Annotated in this window: 22 protein-coding genes; 3 read left to right on the top strand and 19 right to left on the bottom strand. The window is 36.0% G+C overall.

Going from position 1 to position 20429, the window contains the following annotated elements; genetic code table 11:
• The first annotated feature begins 116 nt into the window (after positions 1–116).
• A complete protein-coding gene (locus tag AZF04_RS09450; RefSeq protein WP_061948500.1) occupies positions 117–404 on the top strand; it encodes a YtpI family protein in 288 nt (95 codons plus the stop codon).
• Positions 405–475: 71 nt separating this feature from the next.
• On the opposite strand, the gene AZF04_RS09445 is transcribed toward AZF04_RS09450, so the two are convergent.
• From AZF04_RS09445 to AZF04_RS09435, 3 genes are all read right to left on the bottom strand, one after another.
• Entirely contained in the window at positions 476–1780 is a 1305-nt protein-coding gene (locus AZF04_RS09445; RefSeq protein ID WP_061948499.1) for a CBS domain-containing protein, read from the bottom strand.
• Between the two features lie 88 nt (positions 1781–1868).
• On the bottom strand, positions 1869–2114 hold the full coding sequence (locus AZF04_RS09440; protein ID WP_061948498.1) for a hypothetical protein: 246 nt from the start codon (positions 2112–2114) through the stop codon (positions 1869–1871).
• 385 nt (positions 2115–2499) lie between these two features.
• Positions 2500–3186, bottom strand: coding sequence for a metal-dependent hydrolase (locus AZF04_RS09435; protein ID WP_061948497.1), 687 nt, complete (start codon positions 3184–3186; stop codon positions 2500–2502).
• A gap of 127 nt (positions 3187–3313) precedes the next feature.
• Between AZF04_RS09435 and AZF04_RS09430 the strand changes: the two genes are divergently transcribed.
• Complete coding sequence (locus AZF04_RS09430; RefSeq protein ID WP_061948496.1) at positions 3314–4420, top strand: M24 family metallopeptidase; 1107 nt, start codon at positions 3314–3316, stop codon at positions 4418–4420.
• 119 nt (positions 4421–4539) lie between these two features.
• On the opposite strand, the gene ald is transcribed toward AZF04_RS09430, so the two are convergent.
• The 15 genes from ald to sppA all read right to left on the bottom strand — a co-directional run bounded on the left by ald (position 4540) and on the right by sppA (position 18851).
• A complete protein-coding gene (gene ald, locus AZF04_RS09425; protein ID WP_061948495.1) occupies positions 4540–5661 on the bottom strand; it encodes an alanine dehydrogenase in 1122 nt (373 codons plus the stop codon).
• 21 nt (positions 5662–5682) lie between these two features.
• Positions 5683–6069: a hypothetical protein gene (locus AZF04_RS09420; RefSeq protein ID WP_061948494.1), complete on the bottom strand. Its 387-nt coding sequence runs from the start codon at positions 6067–6069 to the stop codon at positions 5683–5685.
• A 54-nt stretch (positions 6070–6123) separates the two neighbouring features.
• Entirely contained in the window at positions 6124–6885 is a 762-nt protein-coding gene (locus tag AZF04_RS09415) for an SDR family oxidoreductase (RefSeq protein WP_061948493.1), read from the bottom strand.
• A 114-nt stretch (positions 6886–6999) separates the two neighbouring features.
• Positions 7000–7146, bottom strand: a complete 147-nt coding sequence (locus tag AZF04_RS21180; RefSeq protein ID WP_156479515.1) for a hypothetical protein — start codon at positions 7144–7146, stop codon at positions 7000–7002.
• Between the two features lie 139 nt (positions 7147–7285).
• Positions 7286–8659 (bottom strand): argininosuccinate lyase, encoded by a 1374-nt coding sequence (gene argH / locus AZF04_RS09410; RefSeq protein WP_061948492.1) that lies wholly within the window; start codon positions 8657–8659, stop codon positions 7286–7288.
• Complete coding sequence (locus tag AZF04_RS09405; RefSeq protein WP_061948491.1) at positions 8656–9867, bottom strand: argininosuccinate synthase; 1212 nt, start codon at positions 9865–9867, stop codon at positions 8656–8658. Before AZF04_RS09405 ends, argH begins: the two co-directional genes overlap by 4 nt.
• Positions 9868–10265: 398 nt before the next feature.
• The gene (locus AZF04_RS09400; RefSeq protein WP_061948490.1) at positions 10266–11117 is read right to left on the bottom strand and encodes an EcsC family protein; all 852 of its coding nucleotides are present in this window, start codon (positions 11115–11117) and stop codon (positions 10266–10268) included.
• A gap of 17 nt (positions 11118–11134) precedes the next feature.
• Positions 11135–12007, bottom strand: a complete 873-nt coding sequence (locus AZF04_RS09395) for a hypothetical protein (protein WP_061948489.1) — start codon at positions 12005–12007, stop codon at positions 11135–11137.
• Between the two features lie 177 nt (positions 12008–12184).
• On the bottom strand, positions 12185–13381 hold the full coding sequence (locus tag AZF04_RS09390; RefSeq protein WP_061948488.1) for an acetate kinase: 1197 nt from the start codon (positions 13379–13381) through the stop codon (positions 12185–12187).
• A 540-nt stretch (positions 13382–13921) separates the two neighbouring features.
• Positions 13922–14911 (bottom strand): class I SAM-dependent methyltransferase, encoded by a 990-nt coding sequence (locus tag AZF04_RS09385; RefSeq protein WP_061948487.1) that lies wholly within the window; start codon positions 14909–14911, stop codon positions 13922–13924.
• A 331-nt stretch (positions 14912–15242) separates the two neighbouring features.
• A complete protein-coding gene (gene tpx, locus AZF04_RS09380) occupies positions 15243–15743 on the bottom strand; it encodes a thiol peroxidase (RefSeq protein WP_061948486.1) in 501 nt (166 codons plus the stop codon).
• A 286-nt stretch (positions 15744–16029) separates the two neighbouring features.
• Positions 16030–16467, bottom strand: a complete 438-nt coding sequence (gene ytfJ, locus AZF04_RS09375) for a GerW family sporulation protein (RefSeq protein WP_061948485.1) — start codon at positions 16465–16467, stop codon at positions 16030–16032.
• Positions 16468–16483: 16 nt separating this feature from the next.
• A complete protein-coding gene (locus AZF04_RS09370; protein ID WP_061948484.1) occupies positions 16484–17149 on the bottom strand; it encodes a DUF2953 domain-containing protein in 666 nt (221 codons plus the stop codon).
• A gap of 106 nt (positions 17150–17255) precedes the next feature.
• The gene (locus AZF04_RS09365; protein WP_235599952.1) at positions 17256–17831 is read right to left on the bottom strand and encodes an RDD family protein; all 576 of its coding nucleotides are present in this window, start codon (positions 17829–17831) and stop codon (positions 17256–17258) included.
• An 18-nt stretch (positions 17832–17849) separates the two neighbouring features.
• On the bottom strand, positions 17850–18851 hold the full coding sequence (sppA, locus tag AZF04_RS09360) for a signal peptide peptidase SppA (RefSeq protein WP_061948483.1): 1002 nt from the start codon (positions 18849–18851) through the stop codon (positions 17850–17852).
• Between the two features lie 149 nt (positions 18852–19000).
• Between sppA and AZF04_RS09355 the strand changes: the two genes are divergently transcribed.
• Positions 19001–19798: an NAD kinase gene (locus AZF04_RS09355; RefSeq protein ID WP_061948482.1), complete on the top strand. Its 798-nt coding sequence runs from the start codon at positions 19001–19003 to the stop codon at positions 19796–19798.
• Between the two features lie 274 nt (positions 19799–20072).
• Here AZF04_RS09355 and AZF04_RS09350 read toward each other — a convergent pair whose 3' ends face one another.
• On the bottom strand, positions 20073–20318 hold the full coding sequence (locus AZF04_RS09350) for a hypothetical protein (protein WP_061948481.1): 246 nt from the start codon (positions 20316–20318) through the stop codon (positions 20073–20075).
• Positions 20319–20429 lie beyond the last annotated feature (111 nt).

The following is a 20429-nucleotide window of genomic DNA, read 5'->3' as shown; positions in this document are numbered from 1 at the left end:
CTAAAAAGTGTTCATTTTTTATTCAAATTTCCCTCTCTAGTATTTTCAATTAGAACACGTTACAATAGATGAAGTATACACGTAAAGGCTCAACTGTTGAAAGGGGTTTATCAAGAATGGAAAAATTCATGATTATTATAATCATTTTCTCACTTGTATTTTTTCTTTATAATAAAATTCGATTCTGGCGTACCCCAGAATCCTTATTAAAACAAATTTATCAATCCCAAGCTAATTTATCGCTCGGATTTCTAATGCTCGCTTTTGGAATCAATTTATTCGTTAATCCAAGAAGTGCCTTTGATACTATTATCGGGATTATCTTTGCGGTAGTGGGTGCTTTCAATATTTTTCATGGCTACCGAGCCATTCAGCATTATTTGCCACAACTTGAAAAAAATTAATTTTAAATGACCTCGGAATGAACTTTTTTAGTTCTTTTCCGAGGTTTTTTTGTTTTTCATTCTTATAATTTTTAATCGATCAGCTGGACCATTAATAAAGCCTTTGCAACAATTTCATTCTCAAAATACATTTCTACATCAACTTTACCATGCTTTCGACCAATCTCTAAAATTTTCGGCGTTATCGTAATGACACTATCTATCTGAACAGGCTTTATAAAATAAATCGTAATGTTTTCTAAAACGACGTTGCCCTTTTTATGTTTTCTTAACATTCTTCTACCAGCTTCTGTTACCAGCGTTGTCATTACACCATGAGAAATCGTTCCTAATTGATTAGTCATTTGTGGAGTTACATCGCATTTAAAGCCATCCACTTCCTCTTTACTTTCATCCATTCTACTTGTGACAATATCATCAATGGTTTCACCTACATGCGGCTGTCTTTGGGCCGTTTGCAAGGCCTTTAATACATCTTGACGACTTACAATTCCCATAAATCTTTTCTCAGAATCAACGACAGGTAAAAGTTCAATTCCTTCCCAGACCATAACGTGAGCAGCAGATGCGACAGAGGTTCTTTCATTTACGGTAATTGGATTAGGTGTCATTACTTTTCCAATAAGAGTATCCTTAGGTACTCCTACTACATCCTTTGCCGTTACCATTCCGTGTACCTTGAGCTGATGATCGATGACAGGGTATCTAGAATGACCCGTCTTCTCGTTCAATTCTTGCCACTTATCAACCGTATCAGAAGTAGATAAATAAAAGGTTTCATGAATATGAATGAATATATCATCTACTAAGACGATTTCTTTCTTAATTAACTGGTCATAAATAGCACGATTAATCATGGCTGCAACCGTAAAGGTATCGTAGCTTGTAGATATAATTGGGAGCTGAAGCTGATTAGCTAAATCAATCACTTCGTCACTTGTATCAAACCCTCCTGTAATTAAAACCGCAGCGCCAGCCTCTAAAGCAAGTTTATGTCCATTATAACGATTACCTACGATTAATAAATTTCCGGCTTCAACATATCTCATCATGGCATCTAGCTTCATGGCACCGATTACAAAACGATTTAACGTCTTATGTAACCCTTCTCTACCACCTAATACTTGTCCATCCACAATATTGACAACCTCTGCATAGGTTAACTTTTCTATATTATCTTTCTTTTTTGTTTCAATTCTAATCGTTCCAACTCGCTCAATCGTACTGACTAATCCTCTATTTTCAGCTTCTTTTATTGCTCGATAAGCGGTTCCTTCACTTAATAAAAGTTCTTTTGCGATCAATCTAACTGAAATCTTAGCACCGACAGGCAATTCTGAAATATAAGTTAATATTTGTTCATGCTTTGTAGCCAAAAGGAGCCACCACTCTTCCTTTGTAAATAATCAAGCACAAGAAACTGTACTATTTTTATTATACGTTTGTTAGAGTGGTGTATCAAGTTTATCTTCCAAATTCTCTAAAACCCTTATTCTCATTCACTTTAACTGCATCCTCTTTAATAGATACAGGTTTTTTATTTGAATATAACAGCCCTATAAAGTTCCCTAATAAAACACAACCTCCAAATAAAAGCCAGCTTATATAAAAAGCTAGTTCTAAACCGGATGATGCTAAAGAAAAATAATCAATGCTATACATTAAAAGAATCCCAGCTATTAATAAAGAAATGACGTATCTTTGTCGCATAATATCACTTTAACTCCTTTACTCTTTTTTTCATTACTATGATATTGAACACAAAAAAAGAACAAGCTTCAAAAGCCTGTTTCAGCAAAAAAACCGTTCTCGCAAAGGCGCTCAATTCACCAGATAAATCCTCTCATTCAGGGAAAGGTGCAAATGGGACTATCCTTTTGAATTCAAAAGAGAGTTTAAGCAAACAGCAGTGCTCTTTTCGACCGTAAACAACTCCATTCATCGGATAAGGGCAAAAGAAAGGACCCTATAATCGGAGGAACCCTCATTCCCAGTGTCACTCCTATCAATTAGAGGAAGGACCAAAAAAAACGCCTTTGAGAATCCATTGTCTCAAAAGCGTTTCTTTGTTTTTCAACCAAGTATTACTAATATTCTATAGTTCAAAATGCTGGCCTACCTCTAAATATAAGCCTTGATTATTTGATAAACTCTCGGTAAATTTCTTACCATCCTGATTGATTAAAGGGAAGGTATTATAATGAATAGGTACGACCTTTTTAGCCTGTAGCCATTCAGCCGCGATTTCAGCATCTTCTGGCCCCATTGTAAAGTTGTCTCCTATCGGTAGAAAAGCCACATCAATAGCATTTCTTTCTCCTATCCATTTCATATCTCCAAATAAGCCTGTATCTCCTGCATGATAAATGGTTTTCCCTTCTGCTGTAAAAAGAATTCCCGCTGGCATTCCTGTGTATACGATCTTCTTTTCTTCTTCAAAGGCATAAGAAGATCCATGAAAGGCTTGAGTTAACTTCACTCTCCCAAACTCAAATTCATGCGCACCGCCTAAGTGCATAGGATGTATATTTTCGACTCCTTGCCAACCTAGAAATGTGGCTAGCTCAAATGGTGCGATGACAAGCGCATTATTTTGATTAGCTAAAGTCACCGTATCTCCAACATGATCATCATGACCGTGCGTTAATAAAATAACATCCACTTCTAAGTTTTCCACCTGTAAATCAGTATTGCCATTTCCAGAGATAAATGGGTCAATCATTATTTTTTTGCCATTCGTCTCAATCATCACAACCGAATGTCCATGGTAGCTTACTTTCACTTCTATCATCTCCTATTTGCCTTTACTTGTATTACTTCTATTCCCATTTTAAAGGATACTAAAACGATGGAAAACATGGTAGATTAGAGAAGAGAGAAATACACGAGATGAGAAAGGACATAGCCTTATGATTAAACAGCGTATTCAAACATTACAGCAACATCTTAAAAATGAGAAACTTGATTTTGCTTTTATTCAAGAAAAAGCTAATTTCTTCTATTTAACTGGTTTTCGATGTGAACCGCATGAGCGATTAGTCGCCGTTATTATCCCTGCACATTCTGAACCATTTATCATCGCTCCGCTCATGGAGCAGCCATTAATAAAAGAAGCTGGATGGAAAGAGCTCATTTTAACCTATCTAGACACTGACAATCCTTGGGACATTCTATCTAACCATTTAAATCAGACTTCTATTTCTAAACATGCACTAGCAATCGAACCAAGTTCATTGTCTTATCAAAGAAGTCAACAATTATTGAATCTAAATGAACATGTAGAGCTTTATGATATTGAGCCATCTTTATCTCAAGCTCGCCTTATTAAAACAAAAGAAGAGCTAGATATCCTTCAAGAAGCAGCAAGGTTTGCTGATTTAGGGGTTGAGATAGGAGTATCCGCCTTAGGAAAAGGAAAAACGGAGCTTGAAGTACTTGCAACGATTGAATATGAGCTTAAGAAAAAAGGTGTAACAGAGATGAGCTTTGACACCATTGTACTAAGCGGAGCTAATTCAGCGAACCCACATGGAAACCCAGGGTTGAACCCAATTGAGGAAGGGAGCTTTGTTTTATTTGATCTTGGAGTCGTTTGGGAAGGGTATTGCTCAGATATTACAAGAACCGTTGGCTTTGGTAATCTGTCTGAGAAGCAGGAGGAAATATACCACACTGTTTTGCATGCCCAAGAAAAAGCCATTTCAGCTAGTAAGGTCGGTACAAAATTAAAAGAAATTGATCTGGCTGCTCGTTCACATATTAAGCAAGAAGGCTATGGTGATTATTTTCCACATCGTTTGGGACACGGACTCGGAGTGGATGTTCATGAGTGGCCTTCTATTAATGAAACAAATGAGCTAATCCTTCAAGAAGCTATGGTGTATACGATTGAACCGGGTATTTATGTTCCTAAATATGGAGGGGTGCGGATCGAAGACGATATTGCGATCCAAAACGGTAAAGCTTTGACACTCACTCAATATCCAAAGGAATTGCAAATCATTAAACCTTCATAATGAATCATTAAGTAGGTTTACTAGTTAATTAAAATTTGCCCTCACTAAAAAATCCAATAACAAAACTAAGCTGGAAACCTTTTATCTTCTAAAAAGTGTCCAGCTTTTTTTATGCGGGCTCATAAATTCTCTAATAAACTTTTGGTATTCTCGAAAGGAATTGCTTGAGCTTCAGCTACGGCTTTATATGTGACACTCCCTGATAAAGTATTAATCCCTTTTAAAAGGGCAGGGTTTTCTAAACAAGCTTTTTTATAGCCTTTATTCGCTAATTGAAGTACATAAGGTAATGTAGAATTGGTCAAGCCTATTGTCGATGTTCTCGGAACAGCTCCAGGCATATTAGCTACCGCATAATGTAAAATATCATGCTTCAAATACGTTGGATGGTCATGAGTAGTCATCCGATCAATGGTTTCAAAAATACCACCTTGGTCTATGGCAACATCTACAATTACGGAACCTGCATCCATTTCCTTGACACTTTTTTCGCTAACAAGCTTAGGGGCCTTTGCACCTGGAATCAAAACGGCACCAATAACCAAATCAGAGCGACGAACCGCATCATCAATATTCATAGAATTTGACATTAATGTTTGTAGCTCTCGGCCATATTGATCATCGAGCTGCCTTAAACGTTCTGGGTTAACATCTAAAATCGTTACATCAGCTCCTAATCCCATTGCAATCTTTGCTGCGTTCGTACCGACAATCCCTCCTCCAATGACGGAAACCTTCGCTCTTTCTACACCAGGTATCCCTGATAAAAGAATACCTTTTCCACCTTTCGATTTTTCTAAAAATTGAGCTCCTATTTGCGACGCCATTCTTCCAGCCACTTCACTCATGGGAGTTAATAATGGTAACTGACGATTATCTAACTGCACGGTTTCATAAGCAATCCCAATCACCTTATTTTTAATTAATTCAGAAGTGAGCTGAATTTCTGGAGCTAAGTGTAAATAGGTAAGTAAAATAAGATTCTCTCTAAAAAAAGCGTACTCTGAAGGGATGGGTTCTTTCACTTTTATGACCATTTCTTGAGCCCAAGCATCGACAGCTGCCTCAACTAAGTTGGCACCTGCAAACATATATTCTTCATTTTGAAACCCTGATCCTAATCCAGCATCTTTCTCTACGAAAACTTCATGCCCTGCCTGGGTTAGTGCCAAGGCTCCTGCAGGTGTAAGTGCGACGCGATTTTCGTTGTTTTTTAGCTCCTTAGGTATACCAATTTTCATCTTCTCAACTCCTTTTAGCGACTACGCCTTCCATGTCCAAATATATAAATGACTTTTACCATCCATGTAGCGTATATCTACTTTTTCAAGTTGATGATACCTTTTCTTTAACAAACTAATCATATTTTCAATGGTCTGATGCTCATCAATTTCCATTAGCTTAACCATTTCTTCCACTTCCTGCTTTGCGTTTTCACCTTTTTGGACATAATTTCCTTCTTCATATTCATAATGCGATGGGTTATCATATTCCCATTCATATTCTATTCCACTATCTACAACCGTGATACGCACCGAGGATATCGTCATTAGCCTTGTACCAGAAACATCGGCATTAACTTGAAAGGAACTGCAAATGAAGAATAATAATGTACTTATAACGAATAAGATTTTACTCATTTTAATCATTTTAAACACCTCAACTATAAGGTGATGCAAAATGACCATTGCTATACATGCGAGTTAACGTTCACGATGTATGACATCTACTCCACCCGTAACCTCAATGACACTTCCCGTAACCATATCTGCATTTTCATCACAAAGAAATAATATAGTCCGAGCAATGTCTTCTCCTGTGGCTGAACGACCAATAGGAGTATTGCCGGTTTGCTCTAACCTTGCTTCTTTAATCGTCGATTGCTTCATTTCTCCTAATATGTTACCAGGACTAACCATATTAACGGTAATACCATACTCCGCCTCCTCAATAGATATAGATTTCATTAATGAAACCAAACCTACCTTAGCTGCGGCATATGCCGCTCGATTTTTCCATCCTGGAGCATGGTCCGCTCCTTGGAATCCATAGGTGACTATTCTCCCGAATCTTTGCTCTCTCATAACAGGTACGACTTTTTTCAATAAATGGAAGACAGCACTCAAATTTCCTTCAAGCATCGTATACCATTCGGATTCTTCATAATCAATCAATTTTTTTCTTTCAAAAATATAAGGCCCTGCATTATTAATTAACATATCAATTCGTCCGAATTTCTTGATCGTTGACTCTACCGCCTCTGTGATAGGTTCTTTTTTGGTTACATCCACTTTTAAAAACTGTAATCGCTCTGCTGCATCCTTCCATTCCGTTTTCATTTTCTCTACTGCCTCTTCATCCTTATGATAAGTAACCGTCACAGAATATCCTTTATTTAGTAGAGCTCGTGTTACTTGATACCCCAATCCTTTTGTTCCTGCTGTTATAAAAGCATGTCGCCTCATATTTACCTCCCTAAGCCTAATCATCTAATCTTTATATGATCATACTACGGTCATAAAAAAATGTAAAAAAAGAACATCGAAAAGGACTAAGCTTTCGCGATATTCTTCTCACAATTATTTACTTTTATTTTCTCTTAGTTGTTCATCTTCTTCAGACACTCCACATTCACGATATATATCCATCACTTGCTCATGAACCATTCTTTCTCCTTCTTCATCGTATTGCAACTGACTGTTTGAAAGCTTTGAATTAGGTATCATTAAGTAAATCCTCCCTTTTATGAATTAATATGTACTACAGCTTGCCAAACATTCTACCAATATAATGGAAATACAATAAAAAAATAAGAACTCTAAGGTGCAGAATGAGTAATCCTTGCATTTCTTAGAGTTCTTATTCTTAATTTAAAAGTTCATTTGCTTTTTTCAAAGCTACTTTTACTTGAGTAAAACCTGTTCCTCCCGCACTGTTTCTTCTAGCAACGACGGTTTTAGGTTGAAGCACTTCAAAAATGTCTTCCTCAAATAATTCACTGGCATCTTGATATTCTTGAAAAGGTAAATCTAATAAAAAGACCCCTTTTTGAATAGCGACTAATACAAGCTTTCCAACAACTTCATGAGCCTGCCTAAAAGGCATTCCTCTTGTTGCTAAATAATCTGCTAATTCTGTCGCATTCGAAAAGTCTTGATGAACTGCTTTTTCCATTACATCTGTCCGCACCGTAATCGTTTCAATCATTCCAGCAAATATAAGCAATGATCCTTTTACCGTTTCTACTGTGTCAAACATACCTTCTTTGTCTTCCTGCATATCCTTATTATACGCAAGTGGTAATCCCTTTAATGTCGTTAATAATGAGAATAAATTCCCATACACTCTACCCGTTTTGCCACGAATGAGCTCCGCCATATCTGGATTTTTCTTTTGTGGCATGATGCTACTTCCTGTTGCAAATGCATCATCGATTTCAATAAATTGAAATTCCTGAGAGGACCATAAAATTAATTCCTCACATAATCTAGATAAATGCATCATAAGAGTAGCTGAAGCAGATAGAAATTCAACAATGAAGTCTCGGTCACTAACAGCGTCTAAACTATTATCATATATTCCATCAAACCCTAACAGCTCAGCTGTATAATTACGATCAATCGGAAAAGTTGTTCCAGCTAGAGCGCCGGCTCCTAATGGAGAAATATTCAAACGTTTTTCACTATCCTTTAAGCGTCCAAAGTCTCGTTCAAACATCCAGAAATAAGCTAAAAGATGATGAGCAAAAGAAACTGGCTGTGCGCGTTGTAGATGAGTATAACCCGGAATAATGGTTTCTACATGCTCTTCAGCCTGTCCGACAAGTGCTTTCTGGAGTTTTTTCAATGCATTCATTATTTCCTTCGTTTCTTTTCGCAAATATAAATGCATATCTGTCGCAACCTGATCATTTCTACTTCTACCTGTATGTAATTTTCCGCCGACTGATCCAATTTCATCAATCAAATGCTTCTCTAGATTCAGGTGGATATCTTCGTTTTGGACAGAGAACTCTAATTGATTTGCCTTTGCTTTTTCCCTTAGCTTAGTTAACCCTTTTTTAATTAACTCTACTTCTTCCCCTGGAATAATTCCACATTTCCCCAACATTGTTACATGAGCAAGACTGCCTTCTATATCTTCGTCCACAAGCTTCTGATCAAAGCCGATTGACGCACCAAATGCGTCAACCCACTCTTCTGCTGTTTTTGTAAAGCGTCCTCCCCAAAGCTTTGTCACAGTGTAACCTCCTTTTTTTCCTTGTTCACTGTACTGTGGACTTTTGTCGTTAATCCCCAAAGTGAAATGAACCCTACTGCAGCACTGTGATCAAATTCATCATCGGTTGAATAAGTAGCTAATTTTTCATCATAAAGTGAATATGGAGATTTTCTACCTTCAATAATCGCATGACCTTTAAATAACTTAACGCGAACCGTCCCTGTAACTGACTTTTGAGTTTCCTTTAAAAAGGCTAATAATGCCGGTTGTAAAGGAGAAAACCATAATCCGTCATAAATTAATTCTGTTAACTTTTTCGAAACAATTGGCTTAAAATGCGCCACTTCTTTTGTAAGAGTAATATCTTCCAATTCTTTATGAGCTTTAATTAAAGTCATCGCTCCAGGACACTCATAAACTTCACGAGATTTGATCCCTACTAAACGATTCTCAACATGATCTATTCTCCCAACCCCATGCTTACCTGCTAGTTCATTTAATGCTAAAATCAACTGGTCTAATGAATACTTTACACCATTTAATGCAATGGGTATGCCTTGTTCAAATTCTATTTCGACTATATCAGCATGATCTGGTGCATTTTCGATCGATACTGTTAATTCATAGGCTCCTTCAGGAGGAGTTGCCCAAGGGTCTTCTAAAATTCCACATTCATTTGCACGACCCCATAGATTTTGATCGACTGAATAAGGATTATCAAGATCGATAGGAATCGGAATATTATTTTTCTTCGCATATTCAATTTCTTCATCTCGTGACCATGCCCATTCACGGACAGGTGCTAATACTTTAAGATGTGGGTTTAGCGCCTGAATGGACACTTCAAAGCGGACTTGGTCATTACCTTTTCCTGTACAACCATGTGCAACGGCGTGAGCACCTGTTTGCTCCGCTATTTCAACTAATTTTTTTGAAATAAGAGGTCTCGATAAAGCAGAAACTAATGGATATTTATCTTCATACATCGTATGAGCTTGAAGAGCTGGTAAAACAAAGTCTTCTGCAAACTCCTTCTTAGCATCGATCGAGTAAGATTCAATGGCTCCTACATCTAGCGCTTTTTGTTTTACAAAATCTAAATCTTTACCCTCACCAACATCCAAACCAACAGCTATAACATCGTATCCTTTATCTGACAACCACTTGATGGCTACAGATGTATCTAATCCTCCAGAATATGCTAATACTACTTTCTTTTTATTCATTTCTCGTCCCTCCATTGAATATTAATACCTTTTATATTATTTTTATACAAATATAAGTAAAAGAAAAGAGCTTCTAAGCTCATGACCTTTTTGCATAAAACTATAATGACGATTTATATATATACATTACTTTAACAACGAACAGCTATTTTTGCAAGAGAAAATTTAGATGTTTTTAAAAATTTTTTCCTCTCTTAGATTCTAGCTATGATTCTTAGTATATCAACGGTTACAACTATTAATTCTTTGCCTTACGGATCGAATTTCGATACGGCATGAACACTTTGATAACCTTGACTTATAAAAAATGTATATAAATTTATTTTCATGCATTTACTTTTATCTTATTCAGAAGCGTAAAAAAGGAAATAGAGCGGATGTCTATTTCCTTTTTCTTATTATACATTATTGTGTAACTTTGAAAGCAGTATCCTTTTCTGATAAAATCGCTCAGCCATTTCGGTTACTTGCTTTGTCAGCTGATAGTTCACCCCAGCACCAATAGCTACTCCAAAAAGCGGTACCCCCTGAATCCATCTCTTTCTTAAAAACCGAATGATAATATTTTTTCCCATTTGTTTCATAAGCTGCCCCATCCAAGCTTGATCAAAGACATGCTCTTGTCCGTCATAAAATACGTGTTCCTCATTTTGAAATTCTAGTTCTGCAAAGAGATGCTGCCAGCTTTCTAATTGGTAAGGTTTCGGTAGCGTAGTAAGGTAAAAAAGCTTTAATGCAATAACCTGCTCTATTGGATTTTTCAGATCATAGCCATGTATTAAAGCAAGCTGCTGAATCGTTCTTAATTGAATAGCTGCCAGTAAAGGTAAATCTAATGATATGGTCAATAAACCTCCTAATCCTGTTACACTTCCCTGTCCAACTGCTATTAAACGCTGCTTTGCCATAAATTGTTCGGATAGAAACCGCTGTTGATCAATCGTTAATTTTTTCATTTCATTGATGCTATGTATATCTGGATTAAACACTTTCGCATAGCGCAAAATCTTATCCCATATGACTTGCTCACTTCTTTCATTTTGAACCATAGATTGAAGCTGAATCATTAATGCCTCTAGCTGCTCCAAATATTTAGAAGGAATTTTTATTTGTTCAGTGTTTTTTATAAATCTCTGTAATGTTTCATTTTCCTTCCATCCCTTGAATATGGATTGATTGTCTTTCGTAAAATAGGTGCTTTCCCACTCTAATATTTCTTGTAAATGTAATTGCTCATCGGAATTTAACATCGTTACCTCCGTACCTTTTAAATATCATTTTTCATAGACATTTTCGAACTGAGTTCTTTAATATGATGAAAAAACAATGCTTCTGCTGATTTAGGTGATATTGAACTTCCCCAGCCATTTTCAACGGGACCGTACTGACTAATAATACAATGCTTCAATGCTATTATTTCGTGATCAGTACTACTAATTCCTGCATCTTTCACAGCATCAAGAATGATTTCATAGCTTAAAGACACTAGGCCTATCTTTTCTCCTTCCTCCGTCAAGGAAGGTGCAATAGCATCGTTGAACATTTTAGTTAAACCAATGTTATGTAATAAACAGCTCGCTAAGACAACATTGCGATTCAGGTCATTATAGAGTGGGAAAAGCTGAGCAGCGGTATGACAGAGCTCGACTAAATGCTCAAGCATCCCCGCATAATAAGCGTGATGTCCATATTGAGAAGCTGGATACGTTGTTATTTTTTCTCTAAATTCCTTTTGACTATAAAGCTGAACTAGTATTGACCTTAAAGGTCCTGATTCCACTTCATCCATATACATACGTAATTCCTGCCACAATCCTTCTCTAGATAATCCTTCTTTTGTTAACAATTCGGTAACATTTACTTGGTCCTCATCATGAATCAATCTCATTCTCTGTATAGATAGTTCTTTTCTATTTCGGTAACTTTTAATGACTCCCTCTACTTTAACAATAGATTTTTTTTGTACACTTGATTTTAGTTCTTCTCCTATATCCCACATTTTTGCCGCAATCTTTTCTAAATGCCGCTCTAATAAAAAATGGCCATACTCACTTCCATTTACAGCCGATTTAATTTCCTTTTCTCTAACTAAGAAAAACCCTGTGAACGTATCTCCTTCTTTTAAATTAGCTAGAGTCATTTACTCAGCTCCTTTTTGATTGACTTTATACAGTCTATGCTAGTTAGTATTCTTTTCATTAATCCGTTTTGATCTATTCTTATTTTAATGCATATTCTATTTCATATAAAACAATTGAAACCTTTCAATGAAAAAACCTGCCGAAAACACCAACTGGTTTTCAACAGGTTATCTTACTTATGATTGTTCTTGAGCTAATCGTACGGTATCTCTTGCAATCATTACTTCTTCATTCGTTGGAATAATGATTACTTTTACAGGTGAATGAGGGTAATTAATAAATGCTTCTTTTCCTCTTACTTTATTTAAAGAAGGATCCCAATAAACTCCCATAAATTCAAGTCCTTTTAGCACTCTTTCACGAATAACATCACTATTCTCACCGATACCCGCTGTGAAAATAATAGCGTCAACACCATTCATTTGAGCAGCATATGAACCAATATATTTATGGATTCTAGATGTAAATACTTCTAAAGCAAGCTCAGCTCGTTCATTTCCTGCTTCAGCTTCACTTTCGATATCACGTAAGTCACTTGAAAAACCAGAAACAGCTAAAAGCCCACTTTTTTTATTCAAAATATTAATAACTTCACTAGCATCATGTCCAGTCTTGTTCATAATGAATGGAATTAATGCAGGGTCAATATTACCTGAGCGAGTTCCCATCGTTACACCAGCTAAAGGTGTAAAACCCATAGATGTATCAATAGACTCTCCGCCTTTTATAGCTGCAATACTAGCTCCATTTCCAAGGTGACATGATAATAAACGAAGCTGTTCAATCGGACGATCTAGGAGTTCTGCCGCACGTTCAGAAACATATTTATGTGAAGTCCCGTGGAAACCATATTTACGAATACCAAACTTTTCATAATATTCATAAGGTAGGCTATATAAAAATGAGCTTTCTGGCATGGTTTGATGAAAAGCAGTATCAAAAACAGCTACAGACTCAACATGAGGGAGCGCTGCTTTAAAAGCTTTAATCCCTACTATATTAGCTGGATTATGCAATGGAGCTAATTCTGATACTTCTTCAATCCCTTTTAAAACCTCATCGGTAATCAAAACGGAATCATTAAACTTTTCTCCACCATGAACGACTCTATGGCCAATTCCCTCTATTTCATCTAAAGACTCTATAATTCCTAAACTCGTAAGTTTATCTAATAAAATTTTTACTGCAACTTCATGGTCACCAATATCAAGTGTTTCCTTTATTTTCTCACCGTTTGCCTCAATTGTAAAAATGGAATGGTTCAAACCGATTCTTTCAACTAACCCTTTTGTTAAAATGGTTTCCTCTGGCATATTTAATAGCTGAAATTTCAAAGAAGAACTTCCAGCATTAATTGCAATAATTTTAGCCATTTCTATTAGACAGCTCCTTTAGTTTGTTTCTATATTTAGTAGGATAATGCATCTATTCACTTCTTATTATCACTCTACATTTAATCATTCTAATTCATCTTTTTCAAGCAAATTCACGGAATCCTCACTGATTTTGCATAAAGTCTTTATATTCTGACTTGAAATCGCTTTTTTATAACGTTTACATTATTATTCTTCTATATAAAAGCATTTATCAAAAAAAATTGAAACAATATTCCAAATAAGATAGGTTCTAGGCTAGTCACTCCCTTAAGGCACTACGCGTCCAGTGGGGTGCTGCCGAACTAACTTTTTTTAAAAAGTGGATTTCGGCATGGCCACTTCCTCCCACTGGAGTCTCCGTGCCTTGTGTCCGCTAGTTTACGTCTTTCATAGGAAATCTAGAAGTACAAAAAACCCTCCTTTCACAGCAAGGAGGGTTCTGGTTCGTTCTTGATGTTTGCATTAATGACATCATTTCAAACTTCTCTACATGATCTATATAATATCAGCTTTTTTCCAAGCCTTTCAAAAGAAATATTAAGAAAGCTTCAATTCGCTCTGAAACCATCGATCAATCTGATTAACCATATCAGCAAGTGCTGACTTTTTAGAAAAGGAAGGAAGCTCTGCTAATAAAGCTTGTTGAATTTGTTTCACACCTTCTCCATTTTTTTGCAACATTAATATACTCTTCGCTTGGTTATCATTTATAAACATGGAGCTTGGCAATTGTAATAAGCCTAGGATTACACTTTCTTTCTTTAAAAACTGATGCAAGGTTTCTGATTGGTCGGTTTGAAACAAGAAGTTAGGTATTAAAAGGAATAAATAGCCACCAGATTTGGTCTGTTTTAAAGCTTGCTCGATCATTAAGTGATGGATGTAAGAATGCCCCTCTAGAGCCTTCACTTCATAATCTTGGGCTACCACATCATTCGGATAATATCCTATTGGCAAATCCGTCACAACTAAATCAGCTTCAAGGTTTGGTAGTTTTTGAATACTATCTTGATGAAAAAGCTCTACCTCGTGCTTTTGTAGATTCGCATTCACATAAGCTAAATGCAGTAATGTTTCATCTACTTCAAAACCTAGTGCTTTAATCTCTTTATTACTTTGATTTAATATAGCGGTTAATAAATTACCAGAACCAACAGCTAAATCAGCAAGTATATAAGGTTTTGGTTGATTTAACACTTTATTGACTAAATAAGAAATAAATAAACTTACAGCATCTGGTGTTAAGGAATGATGCGGTTGGGTTGCTCCTTTCATGCCTTTTAAAACCGCTAGCTGTAATGCTTTTCTGATTATTTCTTGCTCATAATCTTCAAATGTGATGGATTGGTACAGTTTCTCTAATTTCTTTTTTTGAAAAGAATCATGTATTTCAACCATTTTGCTAGTGAATAAACGGTCTCCAACTTCAGCTAAAGCATCTAGATAGAGAATATCCTCCTGTTCACTTAGCATATGGGCACTATTATCGATAAAGTCATACAAATCCTCTAATTGTTTGTCTTTCATAATCTACCTCCGTTTCATCTCTACTACCATAAACAAAATCTCCCCATTTTGTCTACTACATAGTCTATTTTTGCCCAATTCAATAATGATTGAACCTTAATTATAACTATTTTTGTTATCTCAATTATAAGATCTTATAAGCCTAGCTTAGTAATAAATGGATATCAAAAGGTCGAGTTGAACCAACTCCAGAGTCTTTAGACAAGCTATTCCTTAGGTGTATTCAGCTCCCCCTCTGCTCACTTCCTTTAAAACCAAACAAAGAACGTCCCTCTTCTTAGGAATGTTCTTTGTTTGGTTTATTCTATCTACTTTTGTTTCCGTCTCATTTTTAATGAGCATTTTTGGCTGCTTCAAGCGCCGCTTCATAATCAGGGTGATCCGTTGCTTCTGGAACATACTCTACGTAAACCACTTTATTTTGAGAGTCAACAACAAACACAGCTCTCGTTAATAAACGTAGCTCTTCGATGGCTACTCCATATGCTTTTCCAAACGAGAGATCTCGATGGTCAGATAACGTATCTAAATTCTCTACTCCTGCTGCCGCACACCAACGCTTTTGAGCAAAAGGTAAATCATTACTAATCGTTAAAATGGACGTATTCTCTAATCCTGCCGCTTCTGTATTGAAGCGTCTTGTTTGTTGGTCACAAACTCCTGTATCTATAGAAGGTACTACACTTATTAGCTTCACTTTTCCTTCATAGTTACTTAAATGAATTTCAGAAAGGTCATTCGCTAATACGGTAAAATCGGGCGCTGTATCTCCGACCTTCACCTCTTGTCCTAATAAATGAATACTATTTCCCTTAAATGTTACGTTTGCCATGCTCATTCCTCCCTTATGTACTAATACTCTTTTATGATACATGAAAAATGGAAGAGTAAGCAAGAAAAGCCCTTTATATATATTACATTCAATAATTCATCAGTTTCAATTTTTTCAAACAGTGGAGGGTAATTCGGCTATCAGTTTTATCCAATACTTTTGTTGTAGAATAAGACCATCTTTTGATAGGGTCTTATCAGGTGAATTCAGTAAACTAGAAAAGTGAAACGGAGCACACCCCATTTCACTTTATCATGATAAGAATAAGAAACTTAATATGCTAGCCTTAAAGTGGCGGTTGTTGTTTAGGCGAATAATCACGGTGGTGATCATTGTGTTGGTCATGCTTGTCTTGAGAAATCATACTCTGTATTTTTTCAATTACTTGGGGTGCAAAATCCAAAAGGCGTTCGTATAAATGCGTGCTATTATCTAAATGAACCATTTTAACCCCTGAGCTATTAACGATTAAAAATGCAATTGGAGTAATGGAAACTCCTCCACCACTACCTCCACCAAAAGGTAAATCATGATCACTATGACTTTGTTCAACAGAAAATTGACTTCCTCCAGCAGCAAATCCAAAACCAACTTTAGAAACAGGTAAAATCACACTACCATCTGGTGTTTCAACGGGATCACCAACAATGGTATTCACATCTACCATCTCTTTTAAATTTTCCATTGCTGTTATCATTAAGCCTTGTATTGGATGATCAGCCATATAAGTCTCCTCCTTTTTAAATTGAATGGTTAGCAGAAGAAGAAATATTCGTTTTTTTATTCCTCATACTGCGCCAATGCTTGACGATCAATAGTCCTGCAATGATAGCTTGTCCGATTCGAAAAGAGAACATGCATGAAAAATCAGTTTTTGTAAATTTGCCTTGATAAACAGGTTGGATATGTAGAATTGGCATTCGTTTTAAAGTAACAAATTGTGATGTAACTCCAACAAATAAGCTTTTTACTGACCATAAACCAGCAGCTAGCATCCCCGTTAAAACAGCATCTCCCGTCGCGATTTCGGATTTCCATTCTAGATTATGTACTTGCCATTTTTTTAAAAACCTTCGTGAAATTTTGTAAAAACCTTGAACATGCTCTAAAAAGTCCTTTGACAAAATGAGCTTTTCTTTTAACCATTTTAAATCAAACGTTTTTTTATCTTTTTTGTTACCTAAAGGTGAATTGGATTGTTCATCTATTTCAACAGTTAGATTTGAAGGTTCTATGTTCATAAGTGGGGATGAAAATGTATAAATGTGCATAGCCCACAGTTTTACTGATATTGTTAACAGATCATTGTAAGAATGATGATAGTATTGAATATTGATATTTAGCTTTGTACTCATTAACGTAACCAGCAAAAGAATAAAAACAAAAGCTAATATGAACCAAATCATTTCCTTCACCTACTTTTAGGTTCATCCATTCATTAGTTACTATCATTTCCTCGAAATGTAAAAATAAACCTTTTAATTGAAAGACAATTAAAAGGTTTATTTAAAATCATTTTTCCACATGAATAACCGCAGTTTGCGCAATCATATCATGTATTCCTTGTTTTTTTGGAGTGAAAGCTATCACAATGTATATGAATTTAGTGAAGAAGAAGATTTGATGTATAAGTCTACCAACACCTTCTCGAAATAGGACCGTTCCCCAAGATAATGGTTTTCCATCAATAGAAATGACTTTAATACCTATAATCATTTTCCCTAAACTTTGCCCTGTATATTTCGTCATCAATGCAAAATAAGCAAAAAAACTAATCGCATACAGAATAGAACCAGCACTAAACGTTATAATATGTAGTGATTCTAAACCTGCCATTTGTATAACTGGCTTTAACAAGACTTGATTAATGGCATATAACACGATTAAATCAAACAGAAATGCCCAAAACCGCAACCAAAATCCAGCATATCTTTGCTCTTTAACAAGTATTTGCTTTTCTTCGATCAAGTGCTCTTCCTTCTCTATTTCTTTATCTATAGACTTGTACGCTCTAGCTCTTGTTCTCGCTTTTAATTTCGAATGAACGGAGCGACCTTGTTTTTGTTGAGTCATTTGCTCTACTATCATTATCGTTCGCTCCTCCTATCATTCCGAATAAAGATATTTTAAAGTTGGCGTACGCTGTTCTGAGATATAATCTAAAATAGCCGCCATTTCATGTTCTGGTTTAGATGAAGCATTTGGAGCTAGTAGCTTAAATAAGTCTGAGAATGAAGAACCTCCACCATATTTAACGACTGAAACATCTGCATCTATCATTTCTTTTAAATCCGCAATCGCATCGTCTGTATTTCCTAATTCATCCACTAATCCTAATTCAAAAGCTTGATTTCCAGTATAGATTCTCCCATCTGCAATTTCCCGAACCTCTTCCGAATCCATTTGACGACCCTCTGCAATAATACGGACAAACTCTTCATAAGACTCATCTATTATACTTTGCAGAATATCTCTTTCATCATCAGTCATTTCTCTTGTAGCAGACATAATATCTTTATATTCTCCACTTTTAATCGTATTCACTTCTATACCAAATTGCTCTGCTAACCCTGCAATATTAATTGATTCCATTATCACACCAATTGAACCTGTAATCGTTTGCTCACTAGCAAAAATCTTAGTAGCTGGAGCCGCTATATAATAGCCGCCTGAAGCCGCCATATTCGCCATTGAGATATAAACAGGAATTTCATACTCTTCCTTTGCACTCAAAATTTTGTCATAGATTTCAGCACTTTCGACGACACCACCACCAGGTGTATTCACTCGGATTACAATTCCTTCTACTTGAGGGTCTTGCGACGCATACTCTAAATGCTCTAAAAATTGCTGATGATTATATGTATCTACCGCGAATATTCCACCACTGCCACCAGTGTCTTGAATAATACCGTTTAATTCCATTAATACAATCTTTCCTGGTTCGGTACCAATTTCGACTGTTTCTTCAAGAGTAGGCGAGAACATAGAACCCATTCCTTCTATATCCTCCATCGTTGTTCGTGCAAATGAATAGATATTACTTATGACCGCAATCATTAATAGAAAAGCTACTGCTCCTAAAGCCATCCATCTTTTTCCGTTCATTCAAGTTCTCCTTTCTTTACAAAAAATTGAACATTCAATTTTCCGTTCACCATTTGGTTTCTTTTTCCTGATCAAAGGTTATGATAACATAGAAAGTAATAAGGTTAAAAATAATATACGTATTTATTCAGTAGAGGGGAAGATGTTACATGGAAACGAAAGAAAAAGTCTATCTATTTTATAAAGAAACGGAAGAAATGATTTCACACGCCGAACTAGTTAAGAATGCACTCCAAAAAAACGGCTTCATTCCATGTTCAACTCCTCACGATGCTTCATACATCATAAGTATCGGTGGAGACAACACCTTTTTACAAGCCATAAGAAAAACTGGCTTCCGAAATGACAATGTGTATCTAGGAGTAAACATAGACCAAGTCGGCTTTTATACCGATTTTATGATTAACGATTTAGAGCCTCTCATCCATGAGCTTCAACAAAGCGAGCAAGATGTAAGAAGATATCCCGTTTTAGAAGTATCGGTTGATAACAAAAGTCCATTCTATTGTCTCAATGAATGCTCTATTCGTTCTAGTATTATTAAGACGCTCGTATTAGAAGTCATTATTGATGATCACCATTTCGAAACGTTTCGTGGAGATGGTATGATTGTCTCTACCCCTACTGGTAGCACAGCCTATAATAAATCGGTCGGCGGGGCAATCATAGACCCGAAGTTACCATCGATGCAGGTAAGTGAGGTCTCTTCTTTAAATAATAATGAGTTTAGAACATTAGGAACTTCCTTTATACTAGGTTCAGAAAGATTATTAACGCTAAAGGTCGTTCAAACCGGTAATGAGCATCCAATTATCGGCGTTGATAATGAAGCTCTTTCTATTCGCAAAGCCAAGCAGGTTCAAATAAAATTAGCTAATCGACAAGTAAAGGTGTTGAAGCTAAAAGACAACTCTTTTTGGCATCGAGTTCAAAGGAAATTTCTATAGCATGATTGAAGAAAACCCCTACCTTTGCCTAAAATAAAGGTGGGGGTTAAATGGTATAACACTTGGATTATTAGTTCGGGAAATAGGAACAGGCTTTCGAAGTAGTCAACGCTCTGGAGAAACATTGCATTGAAAGCGACTTTTTCGTATCCAGGATTATAAAAAACCATTTATCAGGAAATTGAATTTGGATGCCGTAGTAGAAGGAGAGCTGCTTCAGACGGATGAGAAACCGGAAGATGAGGAGGAAGCTTTCACTTATCTTATTATAGCCTCATTTATTTTTTGATGATATGATATTTTCAACAATATGCCATACCCATAGAAGAATTCCGATTATTACAAATGCTACTGCCGCTATGTAATGATTAGGGTAATATAACCACGTTTCTCTTAATACAGCTTCAGGACCGAGTGCATTTACTAAATTAGCGAGTATTGTTGCCGTAACTAAAAAAATTCCAAGGTATATTAAAACCCCAACAATTATAAACGTAGAACCAATCATTAATTTACTCAAACCATTCTCTCCTTTGACTAAAATAGAGAGCAAGGCATAGTAATGACCTTACTCTCTAGCATTTTATTTTCCTTCTACTTTAGTGATTTGATTTCTTCTGCAGAAACACTA

This window comes from Alkalihalobacillus trypoxylicola (genome assembly GCF_001590785.1).
GTDB lineage: Bacteria > Bacillota > Bacilli > Bacillales > Bacillaceae_D > Alkalihalobacillus > Alkalihalobacillus trypoxylicola.
This window is presented reverse-complemented; position numbering and strand designations above follow the sequence as displayed.